Below are 20,074 nucleotides of genomic sequence, written 5' to 3'. Positions count from 1 at the left end.
TAGGCGAGCCGCATTACTCCGAGTACTTGAACTCCGGCATGTTCTTCAGCTCGTCCTTGCTCGCATTGAACACGGCGTGGTCCGGGTACCATTTCGACGTGGTCGACGTCGCAGTCGCAGCAGGCCTGTCGGTACCGGTCGCAGCGCCCGTCGTCGTGCTCGCGGCGGGCTTGGCGCCCGGGTTCGTGCCGGCACCGGTATAGGCCACGGCCTCGTTGACGAACTTCAGCTTCTCATACGGCACCGCGACGAGATGCTCGCCCATGCCGAGGAAGCCGCCGACGCCGATCACTGCGATCTTGATGTCGCCGTTCTTGTCCATCAGCAGATCATTGATCGTGCCGATGTTCTCGTTGGCTTCGTTGTAGACCTTGAGGCCGTCCATCTTGGACGTACGCCACTGCCCGCTCGCAGTAGTGGTGGCGGTGGTGGACGTGGAGGTCGTGGCCGCAGGCGCCGCCTTGTCGGTGGTGGCGGTCGGCGCTTGCGCGAACGCAACGGTGGTGAGCAGTGCTGTGCCGGCAAGGCCGGCGACGATCGACTTCATCATGTTGTCCTCTCCTTCATCGAAAACTCGTGGGGAGAAAACCGCGCTGATGAAGCGCAGTTCCGTGCGCGCCGCAATTTCGTCGCGTAACGCGCGAGCACGCGAGGCATGTTCCTGCGTTACCCAGGAACATTTTGCGGCGCACGGCTTTGCGGCGATAGCGCAAGTGTGACGCGGTTCTTCTTCGCGACAGAACCGCACGCATTTGCGCGGCGATCATGCCCTATGAAGCACCTCAGGCCGCGAGCGGCGGGTGCTCGACGGCCACCTCGTCGAAGATCGCCACCGCCTCGAAGCGATAGTTGCAGGCGTGGCAGGTCCAGAGGTAGGACACGCGGCCTTCGCCCGGCTCGATCCAGTCGGGCTGCGCAATCGGCGTGCCGCATTGGGCGCAGGGGTTTTGCCTGGGGATGTCGCTGAGGATTGCTTTTGTCATGGCACCTCTCCCGATTTGCAGCATCTTCCTACTCGCTTTCGCCGGCACGCGCGAATAGACAGGCGTGCTGCCGCGAGTGGGGTCGTCGGCCCCGAAGCTTCCGCTTGGAGGCCTCTTGCGCCGGCTTTGGGTCGTAATGGCGGCTCGGCACCGCAAAATCGGACGATGGCGGCGTTTGGTCACATCATCGCCGCGTTCCGGGGGCCTAACGGCAACCGGTGCAGGTCACTTCCAACGACCTCTGGGATATCTGATGAAAATTTTACGCATTGCCGCACTGCTCGCGGCCGGACTGACATTGCCGCAGGCCGCATTTGCCGGCCAGGCCGAGTATGCCGAGATGGTCGCGGCCCATGCCCGCGCCAACGGCGTGCCGGAAGCGCTGGTGCACCGCGTGATCATGCGCGAGAGCCGCTATCAGCCCCATCTCGTCGGCCGCGGCGGCACCATCGGGATGATGCAGATCAAGCTCGCGACCGCCCGCGGGGTCGGCTACACCGGCGATGCAGCCGGCCTGCGCGATCCCAACACCAACCTCACCTATGCCGTGAAATACCTCGCCGGCGCCTACCGCGCCGCCAATGGCGACCACGCCCGGGCCGTGCGTTATTTCGCAGGCGGCTATTACTACGCAGCCAAGCGGCAGCGGCAGGAGACGCTGCAGCAGGCCAGCTTCGAGACGAACGCGCAGGCTTGGCTGGAGCCCAACGGCAACCCGCAGCCGATGTTCGGCGCACCGCCGCAGCGCAAGCTGGCGCAACGCGTCCGCAATGCGCGGGCGCAGGTTCCCCACTAACCGACGTCATTCCGGGGCGGTCCGCAGGACCGAACCCGGAATCTCGAGATTCCGGGGCTGGCGCTTTCGCACCATCCCGGAATGACTGCCCTGTGGCAGACGCGTTGACACGGCCTGTCACTGTCCTACATTAGAGCCGTTCCGAGGGGTGCTCCGAGGAGGAGCTGAGATACCGCTAAATGGGCAATGCCGATCGACCGGCTTGCCAGGACCGCGGTGACCCTTTGAACCTGATCCGGGTCATGCCGGCGAAGGGACAGGGATGTTGCAGACGACCAAGCGGCCGGATTCACCGGTATCCATCATCGGCGCAGGCATTGCGGGCGCCTGGCAGGCCCTGCTGTTCGCACAGGCCGGCCATGCCGTGACCTTGCACGAGCGCGGTGACGAGGCGATGACGGACGCCACCAGCCATTGGGCCGGCGGCATGCTCGCGCCCTATTGCGAGGCCGAGGTCGCCGAACCCATCATCAGCCGCCTGGGGCTGCGCTCGCTGGACATCTGGCGGCGCGAGCTGCCGGACACGCCGTTCAACGGCTCGCTCGTGGTCGCCCATCCGCGCGAACGCAGCGATTTCGAGCGTTTCGCCCGCATGACCGAGGATCACCGCCGGCTCGACGCAGCCAGCCTCGCCGAGCTCGAACCGTCGCTGGAGGGCCGCTTCCGCGACGCGCTGTTCTTCCCGGCCGAGGGCCATGTCGAGCCGCGCCGCGTGCTGCCGCAGCTTCACGAGCGCATCCGCGCCGCCGGCGGCACCATCAAATTCTGCAGCGACGTTTCAGCCACCGATCTCGCACAGGATTCCGAGGGCATCGTGATCGACTGCCGCGGCCTCGGCGCGCGCGACGAACAGCCGGAGCTTCGCGGCGTCAAGGGCGAGATGATCCTGATCGAGACCAGTGAGGTGCAGCTTGCACGCCCGGTGCGGCTGATGCATCCGCGCTGGCCGCTCTACGTGATCCCGCGCGAGGACAATCTGTTCATGCTGGGCGCGACCTCGATCGAGGCCGAGGACACCGGCGTCAGCGTCCGCTCCGCGCTGGAGCTGCTCGGCGCGGCTTACACCGTGCACCCCGCGTTCGGCGAGGCCCGCATCGTCGAATTCGGCTCCGGGCTTCGTCCTGCTTTTCCCGACAATTTGCCGCGCATCGGCATCCGCGGCCGCAGGATCACCGTCAACGGTCTCTACCGCCACGGCTTCCTGATCGCGCCCGCGCTCGCCGAGCTGACGCTCGCCTATGTCGAGCGCGGCCAGATCGACAACGAGGTGATGCAATGCGCGTGATCGTCAACGGCGAGGCGCGGGAGATCAGCGCGGCCAGCGTCGACGCGCTGCTCGCCGAGCTCGACTACGAGGGCACCCATTTCGCCATCGCGCTGAACTACGACGTCGTGCCGAAAAGCCGCTGGGCCGAGACGGCACTGAAGGCCGGCGACGAGATCGAGATCATCACGCCGCGGCAGGGAGGGTGAGCGGGATGCTTTCACCAAACACTCCGCTGTCATCGCCCGGCTTGACCGGGCGATCCAGTACGCCGCGGCTTCACGTTTCCAGCCGGACGGCCCCGGCGTACTGGATCCCCGCCTTCGCGGGGATGACAGCTTCGTTTTGGCTGACACCATTCTTCAAGGAGACACCTTCCACATGGTGACCTTCTACGGCAAGACCTTCGCCTCCCGCCTCCTGATCGGCAGCGCGCTCTATCCTTCGCCTGCGATCATGCAGTCCGCGATCCGCGCCTCGGGCGCCAACATCGTCACGGTGTCGCTGCGGCGCGAATCCGCCGGCGGCAAGACTGGCGATGCGTTCTGGAATCTGATCCGCGAGCTCGACGTCACCGTGCTGCCGAACACCGCCGGCTGCCGCACGGTGCGCGAAGCCGTGACCACCGCAAAGCTCGCCCGCGAATTGTTCGGCACGACCTGGATCAAGCTCGAAGTGATCGCCGACAACGACACGCTGCAGCCCGACGTGGTCGGCCTGGTCGAAGCCGCCACCATTCTGGTCAAGGACGGTTTTGAAGTGTTCCCCTATTGCACCGAGGATCTCTCGGTCGCGAACCGCCTGGTCGATGCCGGCTGCAAGGTGGTGATGCCGTGGGCAGCCCCCATCGGCAGCGCGAAAGGCATCACCAATCGCGATGCGCTGAAGCTGCTGCGCGATCGGCTGCCCGATATCACGCTGGTGGTCGACGCCGGCCTCGGTGCGCCCTCGCACGCCGCGCAGGCGCTCGAGCTCGGCTATGACGCCGTGCTGCTCAACACCGCGATCGCCAAGGCCGGAGATCCCGTCGCAATGGCCAACGCCTTCCGCCTCGGTATTGAGGCCGGCCGCACTGCTTACGAAGCCGGGCTGATGAACGCCCGCGACTTCGCCTCCCCCTCCACCCCTGTCGTTGGGACCCCGTTCTGGCATGCCGTATCCTGATCGCTTCTATCCCGTCGTCGACAGCCTTGCGTGGGTCGAGCGCCTGACCAAGCTCGGCGTCGGCACCATCCAGCTGCGCGCCAAGGAGCTCGACGATGGGCAGGCCCTGCAGATGGTCACCGACGCGCTGGCGATCACGGAAGGAACGCAAGCCAAGCTGGTCGTGAACGACTATTGGCGCGCTGCGATCGTCGCCGGCGCCAAATATCTGCATCTCGGCCAGGAGGATCTTGCCGATGCCGATCTCAAGGCGATCCGCGAGGCCGGCCTGTCCCTCGGCATCTCCACCCATGACGATGCCGAGCTTGAAACCGCGCTGGCCGCAAAGCCCGACTACGTCGCGCTGGGCCCGATCTTCTTCACCACGCTGAAGTCGATGCGCTTCGAGCCGCAGGGCATTCCGAAGATCACCGAATGGAAGAAGCGCATCGGCACCATCCCGCTGGTCGCGATCGGCGGCATCAAGTTCGAGCACGCCGCGGAAATTTTTGCCGCGGGGGCGGATTCGATCGCGGTGGTCTCCGATGTCACGCAAAACGCCGACCCCGATGCGCGGGTTCGGCAATGGCTCAGCCTGGAGGAGGCGGCGTGATGCACTCAGTGCTCTCACCCCACCCTCCAATGTCATCGCCCGGCTTGACCGGGCGATCCAGTACGCCGCGGCTTCTCCGTAGCTCACTACGGTCTCTGGAATACTGGATCCCCGCTTTCGCGGGGATGACAGCGAGCCTACCCACCGGCGTCATTCCGGGGCACGCGAAGCGTGAACCCGGAATCTCGCTCAATAACCTCGAGGTTCCGGATCGGACCGCAATGCGGTCCGTCCGGAACGACGCCCTGTAAAGGAGGATCCCCATGAACATCCGCTCCAATCCCGAAAAAACCGTCCCCGCCGTCACCACCGGCCCCCTTCCCTCCTCGCGCAAGATCTTCGCCACGCCCGATGCAGCGCCCGACCTGCGCGTGCCCCTGCGCGAGATCATTCTCTCCGAAGGCGCCGGCGAGCCCAACCTGCCGGTGTACGACACCTCGGGCCCCTACACCGATCCCTCCGTCACCATCGACGTCAATGCCGGCCTTCCCCGGAGCCGCAAGCAATGGGTGCTGGAGCGCGGCGGCGTCGAGGAATATGAGGGCCGCCAGATCAAGCCGGAGGACAATGGCGGCGTCTCCGCCGACAAGGCCGCGCGCGCGTTCAGCGCCTATCACAAGCCGCTGCGCGGCCTCGACGGCCACAAGATCACCCAGCTCGAATTCGCCCGCGCCGGCATCATCACCAAGGAGATGATCTACGTCGCCGCCCGCGAGAATCTCGGCCGCAAGCAGCAGCTCGAGCGCGCCGAAGCAGCCCTCGCCGACGGCGAGAGCTTTGGCGCCGCGGTGCCCGCCTTCATCACCCCGGAATTCGTCCGCGACGAGATCGCGCGCGGCCGCGCCATCATCCCTTCCAACATCAACCATTCCGAGCTCGAGCCGATGATCATCGGCCGCAACTTCCTGACCAAGATCAACGCCAATATCGGCAACTCGGCGGTGACGTCGTCGGTCGAGGAAGAGGTGGAGAAGATGGTGTGGGCGATCCGCTGGGGCGCCGACACCGTGATGGACCTCTCCACGGGCCGCAACATCCACACCACGCGCGAATGGATCTTGCGCAACTCGCCGGTGCCGATCGGCACCGTTCCCATTTATCAGGCGCTGGAGAAGTGCAACGGCGATCCCGTGCAGCTGACCTGGGAGCTCTACAAGGACACGCTGATCGAGCAGTGCGAGCAGGGCGTCGACTATTTCACCATCCACGCCGGCGTGCGCCTGCAATACATCCACCTCACCGCCAGCCGCGTCACCGGCATCGTCTCCAGAGGCGGCTCGATCATGGCGAAGTGGTGCCTGGCGCATCACAAGGAGAGCTTCCTCTACACGCATTTCGACGAGATCTGCGACCTCATGCGCAAATATGACGTCTCGTTCTCGCTCGGCGACGGCCTGCGCCCGGGCTCGATCGCCGACGCCAACGACCGCGCGCAGTTCGCGGAGCTGGAGACCCTCGGCGAGCTGACGAAGATCGCGTGGGACAAGGGCTGCCAGGTCATGATCGAGGGTCCCGGCCACGTGCCGATGCACAAGATCAAGATCAACATGGACAAGCAGCTCAAGGAGTGCGGCGAGGCGCCGTTCTACACGTTGGGACCGCTGACCACCGACATCGCGCCGGGCTATGACCACATCACCTCCGGCATCGGCGCCGCCATGATCGGCTGGTTCGGCTGCGCCATGCTCTGCTACGTCACGCCGAAGGAGCATCTCGGCCTGCCCGATCGCAACGACGTCAAGACCGGCGTCATCACCTACAAGATCGCCGCCCACGCCAGCGATCTCGCCAAGGGCCACCCCGCCGCGCAACTGCGCGACGACGCCCTCTCCCGCGCGCGGTTCGACTTCCGCTGGACCGACCAGTTCAACCTCGGCCTCGACCCCGAGACCGCCAAGAACTTCCACGACGAAACCCTGCCGAAGGAAGCCCACAAGGTCGCCCATTTCTGCTCGATGTGCGGCCCGAAATTCTGCTCGATGAAGATCACGCAGGACGTGCGGGATTATGCGGCGACGCTGAACGACCCGAACTCGGTGGGCATGTCGCTGGCCGGCACCGCCGAAGACGGCATGAAGCAGATGAGCGCGAAGTTCAAGGAGATGGGGAGCAGCGTTTATCTGGATGCGGAGAAGGTGAAGGAGAGTAATCGGGTGTTGTGAGGGAGCTGAATGCGATTTCTACTGCCTAGACGAGCGCTTCCAAAGTTCGAAGCATATGGGACCCCCGAAAGCAGCCGGAATATTCAGTCAAATTGGTAGCCGGCATATGATCGGTTTCTTGGAATCGGTCGTCTAGTGGAGGAGCGGTCAGAGCGCCCCTCCACTAGGCACCCAGACCCATCTTCTTTCGAAGGCGACTAATTGCACCAGCGAGTTGGTGAGATCGCCACCTATTGTCTAAGCGAAGGTCTAGTCGATACTTCAACAGTATCGACAAGGGATCAATTTGAAATTTTGTTTGCGACGGCTTTCCCAAATTCCGGTCCCGAATTACATAGAACAAGCTCATCAAAATGGCTTGGGCCTTTTTCGTTTCCCCGCTTCGCAAAAGATCGTCGATAAAGACATCGAGTATCATGACCGCCGCCTCGACGCGCTCGGCCGAGCTCGGGCACTACTACGCCCATCCCGGCAACCGGTTCTGGCGCGCGCTCCATGAGGCCGGGATCACGCCGCGGCGCTATCAGCCGAGCGAGTTTGCGGAGTTGATCGCGCTCGGGATCGGCTTCACCGATCTCTGCAAGACGGGCGCCGGGATGGATCATCAGATCGCGGCGGAGGCGATCGACGTGCCGGGCTTCAAGGCGAAGATGGAGACGTACCGGCCGCGCACGATTGCGTTCACGAGCAAGAAGGCGGCGAGCTTGTTTTACGGCCGGCCGTCGAGCGGGATCGCGCTGGGGCGGCAGGCGCGCGACGAGAGCCTGCCCCAGATATTCGTGCTGCCCTCGCCATCCGGAGCAGCGTCCGGGCATTGGACGCTGGAGCCGTGGCGCGAACTGGCGGCGTGGATTGGTCGCGCACCCTGAACGGCGACTGCCGGATTGCATCTGCTCTCGTGTCCCGGGCCAGCGTAGCGCAGACCCGGGACCCAGAAGCTCCGGCACGCGTTCGTCATGGGCCCCGGCTCTGCAGCGCATCGCGCCGCACTGGACGATGCTTCGCATCGCCAGGGGCGCGCTGCACTGCGTCCGGGGCACGCCACCACCGATATTTCGCGCACAGTCTGTCGGAGACCGCATCCGTCATTCGTCCTGGAAATGATCACCCCGGAGACCGGACATGCCCCCCACCATCACCGCCTTCGAATCCTCGCCCGACCGCGGCCGCGGGCAGGCGCGCGACATGAGGGTGCGCTGGGCGCTCGAAGAGGTCGGCCTGCCCTATGACGTTCGGCTCGTCTCGTTCGCCGCGATGAAGGAGCCCGCGCATCTTGCGCTGCATCCGTTCAGGCAGATCCCGACCTATGAGGACGGCGATCTCGCGCTGTTCGAATCCGGCGCGATCGTGTTGCATATCGCCGAGCGCCACGATGGCTTGCTGCCCAAGAACGCCAATGCGCGCGCCCGCGCGATCGCGTGGATGTTCGCCGCGCTGAGCACGGTCGAGCCGCCGATCGTCGAGCTCACCATGGCCATGCTGTTCGAGCGGGACAAGAGCTGGCACGCGGAGCGGCTGCCCATGCTGCAGGATCGCGTCCGCACCATGCTCGGCGAATTGTCCGCTCGCATCAGTGGTGCCGACTGGCTCGACGGCGCGTTCAGTGCCGGCGATCTCATGATGGTGACGGTGCTGCGCCGGCTTAATACGTCCGGCGTGCTCGATGAGCATCCCGCCATCGCCGCCTATGTCGCCCGCGGCGAGGCACGGCCGGCCTTCAAGCGTGCCTTCGAGGCGCAGCTTTCGGTGTTCAACGCCGCATCGCGTTCGCAGGCGGAGTAGCCGCTCAGCTCAGCGACGCCAGCTCGCGCGCGAGGTTGGCACGCGCCTGGCGGTCGAAGGTCGCGGCGAAGTCCGGATCGGGAAAGATGACCTCGCGTGCCGCGAAATGGCGGAGCACGCGGGCACGGCCGACGCGATAGTCGTTCTCGCCGACATGGATGAATTCGCGGCGGATCGCGGCGGCATAGGCGTCGTAGCGCGCGGGGGCGGCGCCGAGAATGCTGAGGTCGATCGAGATCAGGATCGCCCCGAGGCGGTCGCCGGCGGCAACGTCGTGCGTCCTGGTCAGGCGGATCAGGCGGCCGACCTCCTGACGAAGCTCGGCGCGGACGTGCTGCTCGGCGAGCTCCGCGCTGCGCTCCTCATTGTCCGACCGGGTCGGGTCGTAGACGACATCGTGCCACCAGATCGCCTCCGACAGCGTCTCGCGCTCGGCGGCCGAGAGACCCTCGACGCGTGCGAGCGCGGCGAGGCAATCCTCGATGTGCGAGAGATTGTGATAGTGGCGGCCGGGCGCCGCATAGGCGGCGGCCAGTTCGTCGCGGGTCATGGGCAAGGGCCTCACTCCTCGAACAATTCCTCGAACAGCGTCTTCGCGCGCTCGAGCACGCGCCAATCTCGCGTGTGCCGCGGCGGACTCGTGCGGCGCTCGGATCGAAAATCGCAGTAAATCGTAGGGTGGGCAAAGCGAAGCGTGCCCACGTCTTTCCTGGATACGGAAAAGAATGGTGGGCACGGCGCTTGCGCGCCTTTGCCCACCCTACCAGAGCGTCTTCTACCGCATCGTGATCGCAAGCCCGCTGAGATCCGCGTTCGCCATCAGGCCGACCTGCCTGCCCGACAGTTCCAGCACCGCGCCCTTCTGGTTGGTCAGCACGATGGCGCGGGCGCCGGAGCCGACGGCGATGCCGGCACCGGCGGCGCCGTAGACGCCGGCGACGTCGGAGGGACGGTTGATGTTGGAGACGCGGCCGCGCAGCACGGTCTTCGAGCCGCCGAAGACGAGGCCGTAGTCGAGCCCGCCGGTGGACAGCCCGTAGGAGCGGCCGCGGAAGTTGAGGACGCCCGAGCCGCCGGAACCGCCGATGATCCAGCCCGCCTTGTAGATCGTCAGCGTCACCGTGCCGCCGTCGGCCATCGCCGAAGTCGACAGTCCGGCCAGGGTGGCAATGGTAACCAGCGCGGCGCGGAAGGTGGATGCGAGCTTCATGAGTGTCTCCGGGGGCTGTTTTTCTCGGGGGAAAGGATTCGAATCAGACGAAGGGAATGTATCTGATGGATCAGGGCGGCAACATGATGGATGAGCGTGGGGCGCGCTCGTCGCCAGGCATTCAATCTGTCATCGCCCGGCTTGACCGGGCGATCCAGTACTCCGCGACGGCAGTGATCGAACCGAGAGGCTGCAGCGTACTGGATGCCCCGGTCAAGGCCGGGGCATGACAGTGGAGCTTTTGTCGGAAGCCCAGGCAACCGCATCATCCCATCATGCCCGTGTTTTGCCCGGCGAAGCAAACGATCATTTTCGCCCTTCCCGAACCTCAAAAGCCCCAACGATTTCCACCTCATCCCTACTGTGCATGGGGTTGTATTCGCATTTTTTGGTTTGAGCCGCCGTCGCCTGCCGCTACGTTTGCCGCGTCCGCGACCGTCTTCGAGGTGACCCCATGCCGATCCAGCATTTCGCGCCCCCGCCGCACGTCAAGGCGCCGCCGCTGTCCTTTGCGACGCGCGTCGGCGATCTCCTGTTCGTCTCCGGCATTCCCGGCTTCGATGCGAACGGCGCGCTGCCGGATGGTTTCGAGGCGCAGTTCGCTAATGTCGTCGTCAACATCCGCCGCGTGCTGGACGAGGCCGGCGCCACCACGGCCGACCTCGCCAAGGTCAACGTGCTTCTGACCCGCGCCACAGACGTTGCCGCCATGAACGCGCTCTATGCCGGCGCCTTCGGCCCGCCGCCCTACCCCGCGCGCACCACGTGCGTGGTGCAGGCCCTGCCCGATCCGAAGATGCTGATCGAGATCGAGGCAGTGGCCTCGCTGTCGAAGTGAGCCTGCCTGTGACTTGTCGGGCACGCGGCCAAACCAAATGCGCGGGCGCGACTGACATATCCGTGAAACGCCGCTCCCCGGCTTGCAAAGAAGCTGCTTTTACCGCACGAATTTTCAGGTCCTACTTCCCCACAAGGAGATATTTCATGCGTCGCGTTCTCGCCCTCTGTGCCGTTGCCGGCATCGCCACCTCCGTCTTTGCCGTGCCGGCCTCGGCCAAAGTCGGGTATTACGTGATCCGCTGGGATAACACCGGCATCTGCCAAATCTGGAACGAGGACCTTCAGCACAAGCCGTTCCAGTTCGGCGTGTCGACCTACAAGGTCGTCAGCAAGTCCTTCCCGACCTTCCAGCAAGCCTCAGACCTCCAGATCAAGTTGCGCGGCGAGCGCCGCTGCACGCTCTGAGCTCGAGCGACGGATCGAATTTGAAGGGCGGGTCGCGCGAGCGATCCGCCCTTTCCTTTTGCCGCGGCCCGGCGTTTTCCGGCCGAAATCACGCATTTTCCCGCCCGCGCGCTTTGAACCTGACGGGCAGGCGGAACTACTCACATCTTGTCCGGGGCGCATTCTCAGAGCGTCCGGCACCAGCCCTCCCCGCATTGCCGGGAGGCGCATCACATCATTCATTTTGAGGAGCTGATCATGCGTCGTATTTCCGTGCTGTGCGCTGCCGCAGGCCTTGCCGTCACTGCATTCGTCGCCGCGAGCCCCGCCGAGGCCGGGTATCACCTGGTCCGCTGGCAGGACAGCGGCTTCTGCCAGATCTGGGACGAGAGCATCCCGACCACGCCGTGGCCCGCCGGTTATCAGCGCGCCAGCGCCTCGGTGCCGACATTCATCGACGCGCTCGCGATGAAGGATACCGCGCTCAAGACCGGCAAGTGCACCTGGTAGGATTTCGATCGGCGGACGAAAGGCCGGGCAAGGGCGCCAGCGTCCTTGCCCGGTTTTTTTGTGCTCCGCGTGAACGAACGTTGACGTGCTCTCACACGTCCTTGTGCGCGCCGGGATGGATCAGGACGTCGCGCGCGGCGGCGAGGTCGATGAAGGCTTGCGCGCTACCGCCGTGGTCGGGATGCAGGCCCTTGGCGGCGCGGCGATAGGCCTGGTTGATGTCCTCGCAGGTGAGCTGCACCGCGAGCGGCAGGCCGAGCATCTTGCGCGCGCGATCTTCGGTGGACAGCTTCTTCGGCATGGCGTTGCGGCGGCCGAAGCGCGGCGCGGTCAGATCGTGGACGACATCGAGCACCACGCCGAGACGGCGCTGGGCCGCCAGTGTGACGCCGTGATCGTCATTGCCCGCGGCCTGGCGCAGCACCGGAAGCGCCTGCTCGGCGGCCTGGCGCAGCATGGTGTCCGTGCTCGTCCGTGCGATCTCGGCCACGAGCCGGCCCGCCTCGGCGAAGTCGGCAGATTGCGCCGACCGAAGGCGTTCAAGGGCCAGTTTCCAGGAGTCGAGCCGGGCGTCGAGCCGTTCCATCATGCGCGCAACGTTTAGCAATCAAGATCAGTATGCCAAGGCCGCCGTTTCCGACCCCTTAATTTCGAGTTAGCGTTTCGTGAAACTTCGAAAAGAAATCGGGAGGAATATGTCATGGCACTGCTCGCAAACCACATCGCCGTCGTCACCGGCGCCGGTTCCGGCATCGGCCGCGCGATCGCCGCCGGCTATGCGCGCGAGGGCGCGCAAGTCGTGCTGCTCGACGTCAATTCCGACACCGTCGCGGAGGCCGCCCAGGATATCCGAAAATCGGGCGGCAAGGCCGAGAGCTTCGCGCTCGATGTGACCAGGCGGGACGACTGCTTCGCGCTCGCCAGGCAAGTCGCGGACAAGGTCGGGCAGGTCTCGATCCTCGTCAACAATGCCGGCATCACCCGCCGCAACGCCTTCACCGCAGAGACGGAGACGGTGGCAAAGGACTGGAACGACATCATCTCGCTCAATCTCAACGGCGTCTTCAACATGACGCAGGCCTTCCTCGCACCCTTGCGCGCGAGCAAGGGCCGCATCGTCAATATCGGCTCGATCCAGTCCTTCGTGCACCTGCGTACGCCGAGCTCGGCGGCTTACACGACTTCGAAGCACGGCGTGCTCGGCTTCACCAAGGCACTCGCGGTCGAACTCGGCAAGGAAGGCGTGCGCGTCAACGCGATCGGGCCCGGCTTCATCGAGACCAACATCAACGCCAATGTGCGCGCGACCAATCCGGCGCTGGTGCAGGCCTTCGTCGACCACACCCCGCTGGCGCGCACCGGCAAGCCCGAGGACATCGTCGGCCCCGCACTCTTCCTGGCCTCGGATCTGTCGGCCTATGTCACGGGAACCATCGTGATGGTGGATGGCGGCTATCGAACGGTGTGAGAACATCACTCGGTCCTCCGCCAATCGCGGCGGCTTCGCGGCATTCCTGGGGTCATCTGGTGCGTTCGGGCGCGGTTAACCTTTCATTAACCAAACCCGACCACCGTGGATCTACGGCTTGGGGGTCGTTTGTTCTCGATCCGCTTCCAACGATGGTAGCGGGCGTTGATCGGGGAGTGTGTTGATGACCACTGTTCATGTCGCTGCGTCCGAGCCGGGCGCACAATTTCTTGCTCCTAACCAGATCGTTCCGTTGCTGATCGGTGCGACCGTCGACGAGGTCGAGCGCGAGCTCGTGCTCCAGACCCTGGCGCGCTGCGACGGCAACCGCACCCGCGCCTCGCGCGTGCTCGGGTTGTCGGTCCGCACGCTGCGCAACAAGATCAGGATCTATGCCGCCTCCGGCATCGACGTGCCCGCCTATCAGGATTAGCGCGCGGTTGCGGGCCGATTGGTGTTGACCGGTCCCCTGTGAAACACGGGCGGAATTGCTGCTGTCGTCAAACGCCGCTAAGTAGCTTGCGTCCGTTAAAGGGAGCAGCGGCGTGGCAGACGATCAGGGACGACGGCAGGGACCTCAGGGACCGCGCGGGCGGCAGGGCGAGCCGGGACGGCCGGGGCCGCAGGGTCATCCCGGCCGACGCGGGCCGGACGGCGCGCGCGGCAAGCCTGGTCCGCAGGGCAAGCCGGGGCCGATCGGAAAGGCGGGGCCGCAAGGTAAGCCCGGTCCGCAAGGCAAGCAGGGCGAGGCGGGTCCACGCGGGGCAATTGGCGCACAGGGTCCTGCCGGACCGCAGGGGCCCGCGGGTCCGCAAGGCCCGCGCGGCGAGGCCGGGCCGCCCGGTCAGTTGCCATCGATCGAACAGGTGCTGCCGTGGCTCGAGCAACTGTTCGACGCCTGGGACGAGCGTCGCCGCCAACGCGAGCGCGAAGCCGCCGAACGCGAAGCGCTGGAGGCCGCCGTGCAGGAAGCTGACGAGCCGATCGCCGACGACGAGAGCGAGGTCGGCGAAGGCGACGATCACAAGAAAAAGAAGAAAAAGAAGAAGCACGGCAAGGATCAGTGACCGCTCTCCTGCCCCCGGACGCAGCGCGGCATGCAATGCTGCGCTGCTGAGCCGGGGCCCATGTCTCCGAGACCTGCGCTGACGATTTCCGGGCCCCTGCTCTGCGAAGCGGCACTTAGCGCCGCACCGCGTCCGGGACACGAGCCAAATCAAGACGTGCCGGAAGCATCGTCCTTGCGCGGCAGCATGCCCATGCGCTCGAACTGCCAGCGCATGGCGCGATACCAGAGATAGCCGACCGCGGCGCCGCACAGAGCGAGGATGATCACGTTTGCGCTCGAGAACGAGCCGCTCCACCACATCATCCACGCCGTCCACAGCAACGTGAAGATGATGGCACCTGCTTTCAGCGGAAGAAGGGGGCGGCTCATGACTCTGCTCCGGGCTGTAAAAACCCCGGCGAACATCATCACGCACCAAGCGGCCTTCTTCCGTGAGCCAGATCACGGAATGGCTTTCGACGATCCCTAGCCGAACCGCAGCCGTGAGCGTTCCCTGGCCCTTTCCGCCTCGACCTCGCGGTCGCGCGTCGGCGCATGGGTGTGCAGCGACGTCAGGAGTTTCCGCGCGGCCTCCGAGACCTCCGCCACCGCACGGTCGAACGCCGCCTCGTTGGCCTGCGACGGCTTGTTGAAGCCGGACAGTTTTCGCACGAACTGGAGCGCGCTGGCGTGGATCTCATCCTCCGTCGCCGGCGGATCGAAGTTGAACAGCGTCTTGATGTTGCGACACATGCAGTCTCTCCGGATGTTTCCCTCAAAGACGATCGGCGGCGGCGAAATCCTACATCCTTCCCGCGCTTCTGTTGAGTTCCGCGGCGTCGCGCCCCGATATCGCAACGCATCATATGCCACGCCTTCACGCCGCATATTATTTGAGCATGCAATGCGCTGACAGCTCGGGCTTAATCGCCTCGACGATGGAATCGACGCGAGCAAGAACTCGCGCGAATGGGACGGCGCGACGAGGAGGATCGCATGCACAGGCTCGCACTGTGCGTTTGGCTGACCGCGATGACGGCGCTGACGAGCGCCGCGTTCGCGTTCGACAACGGGCAATATGATCACGTCCCGCCCGACATCCGGGCCTGGTTCAAGAGCGTGATCGCGCCGAACGGCGTGCCCTGTTGCGACATCTCCGACGGCCATCGCACCGATTACGACGTACGGAGCGGCGCCTATTGGGTGCCGATCGAGGGACAATGGATGGAGGTGCCCGAACGCGCCATCATCCGCGGCCAGGGCAATCCGGTCGGCCAGGCCGTGGTCTGGTACGTTCACCACCGCGGCGCCATCATCATCAACTGCTTCGTGCCGGCGGATGCAGTCTAGCATGATGGATTTCGTTGGCTGAGGCGGCCCGATCGGGTAGCTTGTCGCAAAGCTGATGCGGAGGCATGCCGTTGACCGATCTTTGCGCCGAAGACCTCGCCACCATCTATGCCAAGCCGAGCCCGCGCGTGATCGCGAAAGCGCGTCCCGCGATCGATGCGCATGCCAGGAAATTCATCGAGATGTCGCCGTTCTGCGTGCTCGCGACGTCGGGCGCCGACGGCAGCGTCGATGCCTCGCCACGCGGCGGCGGCATCGGCTTCGTCCATGTCGCAGGTCCCAACCAGCTATTGATGCCTGACCGCTCCGGCAACAACCGGATCGACAGTTTTCGCAATGTCGTCGAAGGCTCGGGCTTCGTGCATCTGCTGTTCTTCGTGCCCGGGATCGACGAGACGCTGCGCGTCGGCGGACGCGGCACGCTGTCGGCCGATCCGGATCTGCTTGCCTCCATGGTGGAATTCGGCAAGCCGCCGCGCGCGGTGCTGAACGTCGCGGTCAGCGAAGTCTATTTCCACTGCGGCAAGGCGCTGATGCGCTCGAAGCTGTGGTCGCCCGAGAAGGTGCAGCGCTCGGTGATGCCGAGCATCATCGAGGTCATTCACGACCAGACCGGCTTGGGCGAACGGCAGAGCCAGGAGGTCGTTGAGGAGCTCTACAAGTCGCAGCTGTAGCTGGCGCGGCAATCACCGTGTCGTCCCGGACAAGCGCGCCTTAGCGTGCGCCGATCCGGGATCCATAACCACAGGGAGTGGTTTGGCGAAGGCTCGCAGTGAAGAACCTATCCGCCGGTACGAACACCGACACTTGCAGATAGATCACGTGGGATGGGTCCCCGCTTGCGCAGGGACGACACCGGGTGCGTGGCTAAGGCCGGAGCTTAATGCCCCTCGCCCTCGAGCCCGCCGACGTGCTTCTGGGTGTAGAGTTCGAGGCCGATGCGGCCGATCAAATCGAGTTGGGTTTCGAGGAAGTCGATGTGGTGCTCCTCGTCGCTCATCAGCTTCTCGAACAGGTCTCGCGTGACGTAGTCCTTGGCGCCGTGGCAGTAGGTCGCCGCTTCCTGGTAGAGCGCGCGCGCGCTCATCTCGGCGGCGAGATCGCACTCGATGATCTCCTTGACGTTCTGGCCGATACGCAGGGGATCGAGCACCTGCATGTTCGGGAAGCCGTCGAAGAACAGGATGCGCGCGGTGAGCTTGTCGGCATGCTCCATCTCCTCGATGGACTCCTTGCGCCAGACCTTGGCCATGTCGAGGAGACCCCAATTGTCGAGGAAGCGGTAGTGCAGCCAGTACTGGTTGATCGCAGTCAGTTCGTGACGCAGTGCCTTGTTGAGATAGTCGATGACTTTTGCGTCGCCCTGCATGGTCCACTCCAGCTCTTGCAGTCCAAATCGGCCCAAAACCGAATTTAGAATACTTCTAAATCAGTTTCCGGGCGAGGGCAACCAGCCACGGAGATGCGGCCGGGGAAAAGCTCAGCCGATCGGATGAAGATTTCAGCAAGCCGCGAGGGCGAACTGGCGGGTCTCGGCCGCCTCGTCATTCGCGGCCACGGTGTGGCTGTGCGGGCAGCCCGAGCAGCAGGACTGGGCGCAGGGGCCAAGCGCTTCGTCGATGATGGTCTTGATCGTCCGGGCACATCGGCCACATTCGGCGCTACAGCCGAGGCATCCATAGACCTGCTTGGCATGGCGCACGGCGTCGTCCGACTCGGCGACGGCGGCGCGGATGTCGTCATCGCTCAGCACGTTACAGGAACAAACGATCATGGAAGCGGCAGGCCCTTCGGTGATGCGTCACCATCGATATTTAACGGGCCGGCCGGATGCAAAAGGAAAAAGCAGTATTTGAAGCTATTCCAAACTGGCCCGATTGCAGCCTAGAACGGCTCCAAAACCGGGCGTTGCGCTGAATCAAGATTAGAGGGGATCTAGTCGCCGCCGCCGCCTCCACCACCATCACCGCCGCCTCCGCAATCCCCGCCACCGCCGCCGCTATCACTGCTGGAACAGCCGCCACCGTCGCTGGAACTCCCCGAACTGCCGCCGGAAAACCAGCTCCCCAGCCAGAAGCCGTCGTTCGTCCCCGTATAGGTGTCGCCGCCGCCACTATTGCCGTCGCCGGCCGCGATCCGTGAGCGGCGCTGGCTCCGGTTCTGAAGGTGCGAGATCCAGCCGAAGCCGATCGCGAAGACTACTCCAGCAGCAATCAATGCACCGATCATCGCGTTGTCCAACTCGCCTCCCGGGCACATCGGTGCCTGATCATCCATTGGTCGCGCCCGCCAAAGGCGCCGTTCATTGATCATTCAAGCGAAGTATGGAACTCTGGTCCCAAAGAGTTCCCGCGTGTTCGTACGAAAGGCCACCCCATGAAGAAGCTGTTCCTGACGGTCGCTGCCGTCGCCTCCCTGGCCCTCGCGGCCGGAACACCGGCCCATGCGCAGCGCGGCGTCGCGGCGGGCGTGGCGGCTGGGATCATCGGCGGCGCAATTGTCGGCGGCGCACTGGCCTCTCCGTATTATTACGGACCCGGCCCGGGCTATTACCAACCCGGTTATTACCCGCCCCGCTACTACGCGCCGGGTCCGGGCTATGTCTCCGACGGCTATTACGGTGGCGGCTGCGTCTGGCAGAAGCAGCGCTTCTGGGACGGCTACGACTGGCGCATCCGCCGCGTCAGAGTCTGCGGCTGAAGGCGCTGCGGGCCGAATCGTCCGACCGATTCACTCCGGACCCGCCGTTCATCTTGGGGCCTGAAAAAGACCGCTTTTTCTCGTCACAGCTCCGTGTGCGTTTACCGTGGATTGACCATTTGCGCGCTTCCTAGCTGCAAGGCCAATTCCATTGGAGCCTGCGTGAACCTTTGAAACCCGGGCGCCTCGAACAAGAGGAACCCATCTCCCAGGAGAGCCCTGAGCATGAAGAAGATTCTTGTTGCCGCCCTCACGGTTGCGACGGTCGCCGGTTCGCTGGTGACTGCCGTTCCGTCCGCCAAGGCGCATGACGGCAGCATCGGCGCCGGCATCGCGGCTGGCCTGATTGGCGGTGCGATCGTCGGCGGCGCCATCGCGTCGAGCCGTCCGGCCTATGGCGGTCCCGTTTACGTGGCCGAGCCCGGCCCGCCGCCCCCGCCCTGCTACTGGCAGCGCCAGCGTTACTGGGACGGCTTCGGCTGGGTCGTTCGCCCGGTTCGCGTCTGCTACTGATCTGATCGCACGGCGCTCACGAGCGCCGCGATCGAAGCCCGGCCGAGACCATCGGCCGGGCTTTTTCTTTTAGCCCGCTACCGCGCCGCCTGGATCGAGCGCAGCACCTCTTCGCTCGGCCAGCAATCAACCTTGAGGCCGGCCGATTTCTGATAGGCGCCGAGCGCAGCGCGCGTCAGCATGCCGGCCTTGCCGTCGATCTTGTCCTTGTAGAGCCCGACGCGCGTCAGCCCGCGCTGCATCGTCTCGACGTCCTTGGTGCGCAATTGCTTGGAGGCCGCCCACGGCGTTGCGAACGACTGCGGGCTTGTCATGCGATCGCTGAGATGACCGACGAACAGCACATAGAGGTCCGAGAAATTGTACTCCTTGATGACGAAGTAGTTCTTCGTGGTCAGGAACGACGGACCGTAGATGCCTTCCGGCTGAAGCAGCGAAGCCGGCTGCGCCTGCTCGGCCGCACCTAGCTTTTGTCCACGCACCGGCACGAAGCCTTCGCGCAGCCACTGTCCGATCGGCTTCGTCACCTCGGGCACGCCGGTTGTGCAATCGACCTTGGCCGGCGCCTGCACCTCGTAAGCCCAACGCACACCGCTTTGCCAGCCCTTGTTGACGAGCTGCTGCGCTGCGGATGCAAGCGCATCCGGGACCGAGCGCCAGATGTCGATGCGGCCGTCGCCGTCGAAATCGACACCATGCTTGTAATATTCGGATGGAAGGAACTGGGTGAGGCCGGTCGCACCAGCCCAGGAGGAGCGCATGTCCTTGCGTGTGACGACGCCTTCGTCGAGTATCTTGAGCGCGACAATGAATTCGTTGCGATACTGATCCTTGCGCCGTCCGACATAGGCCTGCGTCGCCAGCACACGCAGCAGATCATGGGGTAGCGTATGGCGGCCATAGTCCGTCTCGCGGCCCCAGATCGCGAGCATGACGGTCGCCGGTACCCCGGACTTCTTCTCGATCTCAGCCAGCGAGGCACGGTATTTTTGCAGCAGCCGCTGCCCCTCGCCCGCAAGCCGCGCGATCGAGGCTTCCTTGACATAGTCGGCCGGCACCTGCACGAACTCGGCCTGCGACGGCGCACCGGTCGCGGGGCGCCCGGGCAGGATCAAATCGGGCAGCTTGTAGTCAGGTTCGAGCCCGCGCGTCTGCTCGTCGAACGTCTTGCGCGAGACGCCTTCGGCCTGTGCCTCCGGCCAGAGCGAGGCGATGAACTGCGTGAAGGCGGCGTCGGCGGCGCGGGCGGACGACCAGCCGCAGGTGACCACGATCACCGCAGCGATGAGCGCCCGCCGCATCATGCCG

30 protein-coding genes and 1 riboswitch are annotated in these 20,074 nt (G+C 64.9%); of the genes, 19 read left to right on the top strand and 11 right to left on the bottom strand.

All coding sequences use genetic code 11. From position 1 onward, the window contains the following. Positions 1-13: 13 nt before the first annotated feature. On the bottom strand, positions 14-550 hold the full coding sequence (locus ACFDR6_RS17805) for a PRC-barrel domain-containing protein (RefSeq protein WP_212080566.1): 537 nt from the start codon (positions 548-550) through the stop codon (positions 14-16). 232 nt (positions 551-782) lie between these two features. Beyond that, entirely contained in the window at positions 783-983 is a 201-nt protein-coding gene (locus ACFDR6_RS17800) for a hypothetical protein (protein WP_212080565.1), read from the bottom strand. A 253-nt stretch (positions 984-1,236) separates the two neighbouring features. On the opposite strand from ACFDR6_RS17800, the gene ACFDR6_RS17795 reads away from it, so the two are divergent. The 8 genes from ACFDR6_RS17795 (at position 1,237) to ACFDR6_RS17760 (ending at position 8,743) form a co-directional block, all read left to right on the top strand. Further along, entirely contained in the window at positions 1,237-1,779 is a 543-nt protein-coding gene (locus ACFDR6_RS17795) for a transglycosylase SLT domain-containing protein (RefSeq protein WP_317242497.1), read from the top strand. Positions 1,780-1,913: 134 nt separating this feature from the next. Then, a riboswitch (TPP riboswitch) is annotated at positions 1,914-2,054 on the top strand. Beyond that, positions 2,042-3,064: an FAD-dependent oxidoreductase gene (locus tag ACFDR6_RS17790; protein WP_317242496.1), complete on the top strand. Its 1,023-nt coding sequence runs from the start codon at positions 2,042-2,044 to the stop codon at positions 3,062-3,064. It overlaps the preceding riboswitch by 13 nt. Then, positions 3,055-3,252 (top strand): sulfur carrier protein ThiS, encoded by a 198-nt coding sequence (gene thiS, locus ACFDR6_RS17785; protein ID WP_317242495.1) that lies wholly within the window; start codon positions 3,055-3,057, stop codon positions 3,250-3,252. The genes ACFDR6_RS17790 and thiS overlap by 10 nt, the downstream gene beginning before the upstream one ends. Before the next feature lie 172 nt (positions 3,253-3,424). After that, complete coding sequence (locus ACFDR6_RS17780) at positions 3,425-4,207, top strand: thiazole synthase (protein ID WP_375859009.1); 783 nt, start codon at positions 3,425-3,427, stop codon at positions 4,205-4,207. Next, positions 4,194-4,799, top strand: a complete 606-nt coding sequence (locus ACFDR6_RS17775) for a thiamine phosphate synthase (protein ID WP_375859008.1) — start codon at positions 4,194-4,196, stop codon at positions 4,797-4,799. The genes ACFDR6_RS17780 and ACFDR6_RS17775 overlap by 14 nt, the downstream gene beginning before the upstream one ends. 263 nt (positions 4,800-5,062) lie before the next feature. Further along, positions 5,063-6,961 carry a phosphomethylpyrimidine synthase ThiC gene (thiC, locus tag ACFDR6_RS17770; RefSeq protein WP_375859007.1) on the top strand — a complete coding sequence of 633 codons (1,899 nt, stop codon included), beginning with the start codon at positions 5,063-5,065 and terminating at the stop codon, positions 6,959-6,961. A gap of 416 nt (positions 6,962-7,377) precedes the next feature. Further along, positions 7,378-7,830 (top strand): mismatch-specific DNA-glycosylase, encoded by a 453-nt coding sequence (locus tag ACFDR6_RS17765; protein ID WP_375859006.1) that lies wholly within the window; start codon positions 7,378-7,380, stop codon positions 7,828-7,830. Positions 7,831-8,083: 253 nt separating this feature from the next. Further along, a complete protein-coding gene (locus ACFDR6_RS17760; RefSeq protein WP_375859005.1) occupies positions 8,084-8,743 on the top strand; it encodes a glutathione S-transferase family protein in 660 nt (219 codons plus the stop codon). Positions 8,744-8,747: 4 nt separating this feature from the next. Here the strand turns inward: ACFDR6_RS17760 and ACFDR6_RS17755 are convergent, their stop codons facing one another. Continuing rightward, positions 8,748-9,293, bottom strand: a complete 546-nt coding sequence (locus ACFDR6_RS17755; RefSeq protein WP_317242487.1) for an HD domain-containing protein — start codon at positions 9,291-9,293, stop codon at positions 8,748-8,750. Between the two features lie 225 nt (positions 9,294-9,518). Next, positions 9,519-9,953 carry a hypothetical protein gene (locus tag ACFDR6_RS17750; protein ID WP_375859004.1) on the bottom strand — a complete coding sequence of 145 codons (435 nt, stop codon included), beginning with the start codon at positions 9,951-9,953 and terminating at the stop codon, positions 9,519-9,521. Between the two features lie 56 nt (positions 9,954-10,009). Here ACFDR6_RS17750 and ACFDR6_RS17745 point away from each other — a divergent pair, with 56 nt between their 5' ends. The 4 genes from ACFDR6_RS17745 to ACFDR6_RS17730 all read left to right on the top strand — a co-directional run bounded on the left by ACFDR6_RS17745 (position 10,010) and on the right by ACFDR6_RS17730 (position 11,687). Continuing rightward, positions 10,010-10,183 carry a hypothetical protein gene (locus tag ACFDR6_RS17745; protein ID WP_375859003.1) on the top strand — a complete coding sequence of 58 codons (174 nt, stop codon included), beginning with the start codon at positions 10,010-10,012 and terminating at the stop codon, positions 10,181-10,183. 224 nt (positions 10,184-10,407) lie between these two features. Beyond that, a complete protein-coding gene (locus tag ACFDR6_RS17740; RefSeq protein ID WP_375859002.1) occupies positions 10,408-10,791 on the top strand; it encodes a RidA family protein in 384 nt (127 codons plus the stop codon). Positions 10,792-10,937: 146 nt separating this feature from the next. Next, positions 10,938-11,198, top strand: a complete 261-nt coding sequence (locus ACFDR6_RS17735) for a hypothetical protein (protein WP_212080552.1) — start codon at positions 10,938-10,940, stop codon at positions 11,196-11,198. Between the two features lie 237 nt (positions 11,199-11,435). Further along, a complete protein-coding gene (locus ACFDR6_RS17730; RefSeq protein ID WP_212080551.1) occupies positions 11,436-11,687 on the top strand; it encodes a hypothetical protein in 252 nt (83 codons plus the stop codon). Positions 11,688-11,778: 91 nt separating this feature from the next. On the opposite strand, the gene ACFDR6_RS17725 is transcribed toward ACFDR6_RS17730, so the two are convergent. Continuing rightward, positions 11,779-12,276, bottom strand: coding sequence for a J domain-containing protein (locus ACFDR6_RS17725; protein ID WP_375859001.1), 498 nt, complete (start codon positions 12,274-12,276; stop codon positions 11,779-11,781). A gap of 111 nt (positions 12,277-12,387) precedes the next feature. On the opposite strand from ACFDR6_RS17725, the gene ACFDR6_RS17720 reads away from it, so the two are divergent. The 3 genes from ACFDR6_RS17720 (at position 12,388) to ACFDR6_RS17710 (ending at position 14,222) form a co-directional block, all read left to right on the top strand. Continuing rightward, a complete protein-coding gene (locus tag ACFDR6_RS17720) occupies positions 12,388-13,155 on the top strand; it encodes an SDR family NAD(P)-dependent oxidoreductase (protein WP_375859000.1) in 768 nt (255 codons plus the stop codon). Positions 13,156-13,339: 184 nt separating this feature from the next. Continuing rightward, complete coding sequence (locus ACFDR6_RS17715; RefSeq protein ID WP_063201937.1) at positions 13,340-13,588, top strand: helix-turn-helix domain-containing protein; 249 nt, start codon at positions 13,340-13,342, stop codon at positions 13,586-13,588. Positions 13,589-13,700: 112 nt separating this feature from the next. After that, positions 13,701-14,222 carry a collagen-like domain-containing protein gene (locus ACFDR6_RS17710; RefSeq protein ID WP_375858999.1) on the top strand — a complete coding sequence of 174 codons (522 nt, stop codon included), beginning with the start codon at positions 13,701-13,703 and terminating at the stop codon, positions 14,220-14,222. A 149-nt stretch (positions 14,223-14,371) separates the two neighbouring features. Here ACFDR6_RS17710 and ACFDR6_RS17705 read toward each other — a convergent pair whose 3' ends face one another. Both ACFDR6_RS17705 and ACFDR6_RS17700 read right to left on the bottom strand, forming a co-directional pair. Beyond that, on the bottom strand, positions 14,372-14,593 hold the full coding sequence (locus tag ACFDR6_RS17705) for a hypothetical protein (protein WP_212080547.1): 222 nt from the start codon (positions 14,591-14,593) through the stop codon (positions 14,372-14,374). A 96-nt stretch (positions 14,594-14,689) separates the two neighbouring features. Continuing rightward, entirely contained in the window at positions 14,690-14,956 is a 267-nt protein-coding gene (locus tag ACFDR6_RS17700) for a DUF2277 domain-containing protein (protein ID WP_212080546.1), read from the bottom strand. Positions 14,957-15,199: 243 nt separating this feature from the next. On the opposite strand from ACFDR6_RS17700, the gene ACFDR6_RS17695 reads away from it, so the two are divergent. Next, entirely contained in the window at positions 15,200-15,553 is a 354-nt protein-coding gene (locus tag ACFDR6_RS17695; protein ID WP_375858998.1) for a hypothetical protein, read from the top strand. Between the two features lie 71 nt (positions 15,554-15,624). Beyond that, positions 15,625-16,227 (top strand): MSMEG_1061 family FMN-dependent PPOX-type flavoprotein, encoded by a 603-nt coding sequence (locus tag ACFDR6_RS17690; RefSeq protein ID WP_375858997.1) that lies wholly within the window; start codon positions 15,625-15,627, stop codon positions 16,225-16,227. A 206-nt stretch (positions 16,228-16,433) separates the two neighbouring features. On the opposite strand, the gene bfr is transcribed toward ACFDR6_RS17690, so the two are convergent. The 3 genes from bfr to ACFDR6_RS17675 all read right to left on the bottom strand — a co-directional run bounded on the left by bfr (position 16,434) and on the right by ACFDR6_RS17675 (position 17,830). Next, complete coding sequence (gene bfr, locus ACFDR6_RS17685) at positions 16,434-16,922, bottom strand: bacterioferritin (protein WP_008556076.1); 489 nt, start codon at positions 16,920-16,922, stop codon at positions 16,434-16,436. 132 nt (positions 16,923-17,054) lie between these two features. Continuing rightward, on the bottom strand, positions 17,055-17,327 hold the full coding sequence (locus ACFDR6_RS17680) for a (2Fe-2S)-binding protein (RefSeq protein WP_212080543.1): 273 nt from the start codon (positions 17,325-17,327) through the stop codon (positions 17,055-17,057). Positions 17,328-17,488: 161 nt separating this feature from the next. After that, positions 17,489-17,830, bottom strand: coding sequence for a hypothetical protein (locus ACFDR6_RS17675; protein ID WP_375858996.1), 342 nt, complete (start codon positions 17,828-17,830; stop codon positions 17,489-17,491). Between the two features lie 99 nt (positions 17,831-17,929). On the opposite strand from ACFDR6_RS17675, the gene ACFDR6_RS17670 reads away from it, so the two are divergent. Both ACFDR6_RS17670 and ACFDR6_RS17665 read left to right on the top strand, forming a co-directional pair. Next, positions 17,930-18,253 carry a hypothetical protein gene (locus ACFDR6_RS17670; protein ID WP_212080542.1) on the top strand — a complete coding sequence of 108 codons (324 nt, stop codon included), beginning with the start codon at positions 17,930-17,932 and terminating at the stop codon, positions 18,251-18,253. A 225-nt stretch (positions 18,254-18,478) separates the two neighbouring features. Then, positions 18,479-18,766 (top strand): hypothetical protein, encoded by a 288-nt coding sequence (locus tag ACFDR6_RS17665; RefSeq protein ID WP_317242478.1) that lies wholly within the window; start codon positions 18,479-18,481, stop codon positions 18,764-18,766. A 77-nt stretch (positions 18,767-18,843) separates the two neighbouring features. Here the strand turns inward: ACFDR6_RS17665 and ACFDR6_RS17660 are convergent, their stop codons facing one another. Next, positions 18,844-20,070, bottom strand: coding sequence for a lytic murein transglycosylase (locus tag ACFDR6_RS17660; RefSeq protein ID WP_375858995.1), 1,227 nt, complete (start codon positions 20,068-20,070; stop codon positions 18,844-18,846). Between the last annotated feature and the right edge of the window lie 4 nt (positions 20,071-20,074).

The organism is Bradyrhizobium tunisiense (genome assembly GCF_042263385.1).
GTDB lineage: Bacteria > Pseudomonadota > Alphaproteobacteria > Rhizobiales > Xanthobacteraceae > Bradyrhizobium > Bradyrhizobium tunisiense.
This window is presented reverse-complemented; position numbering and strand designations above follow the sequence as displayed.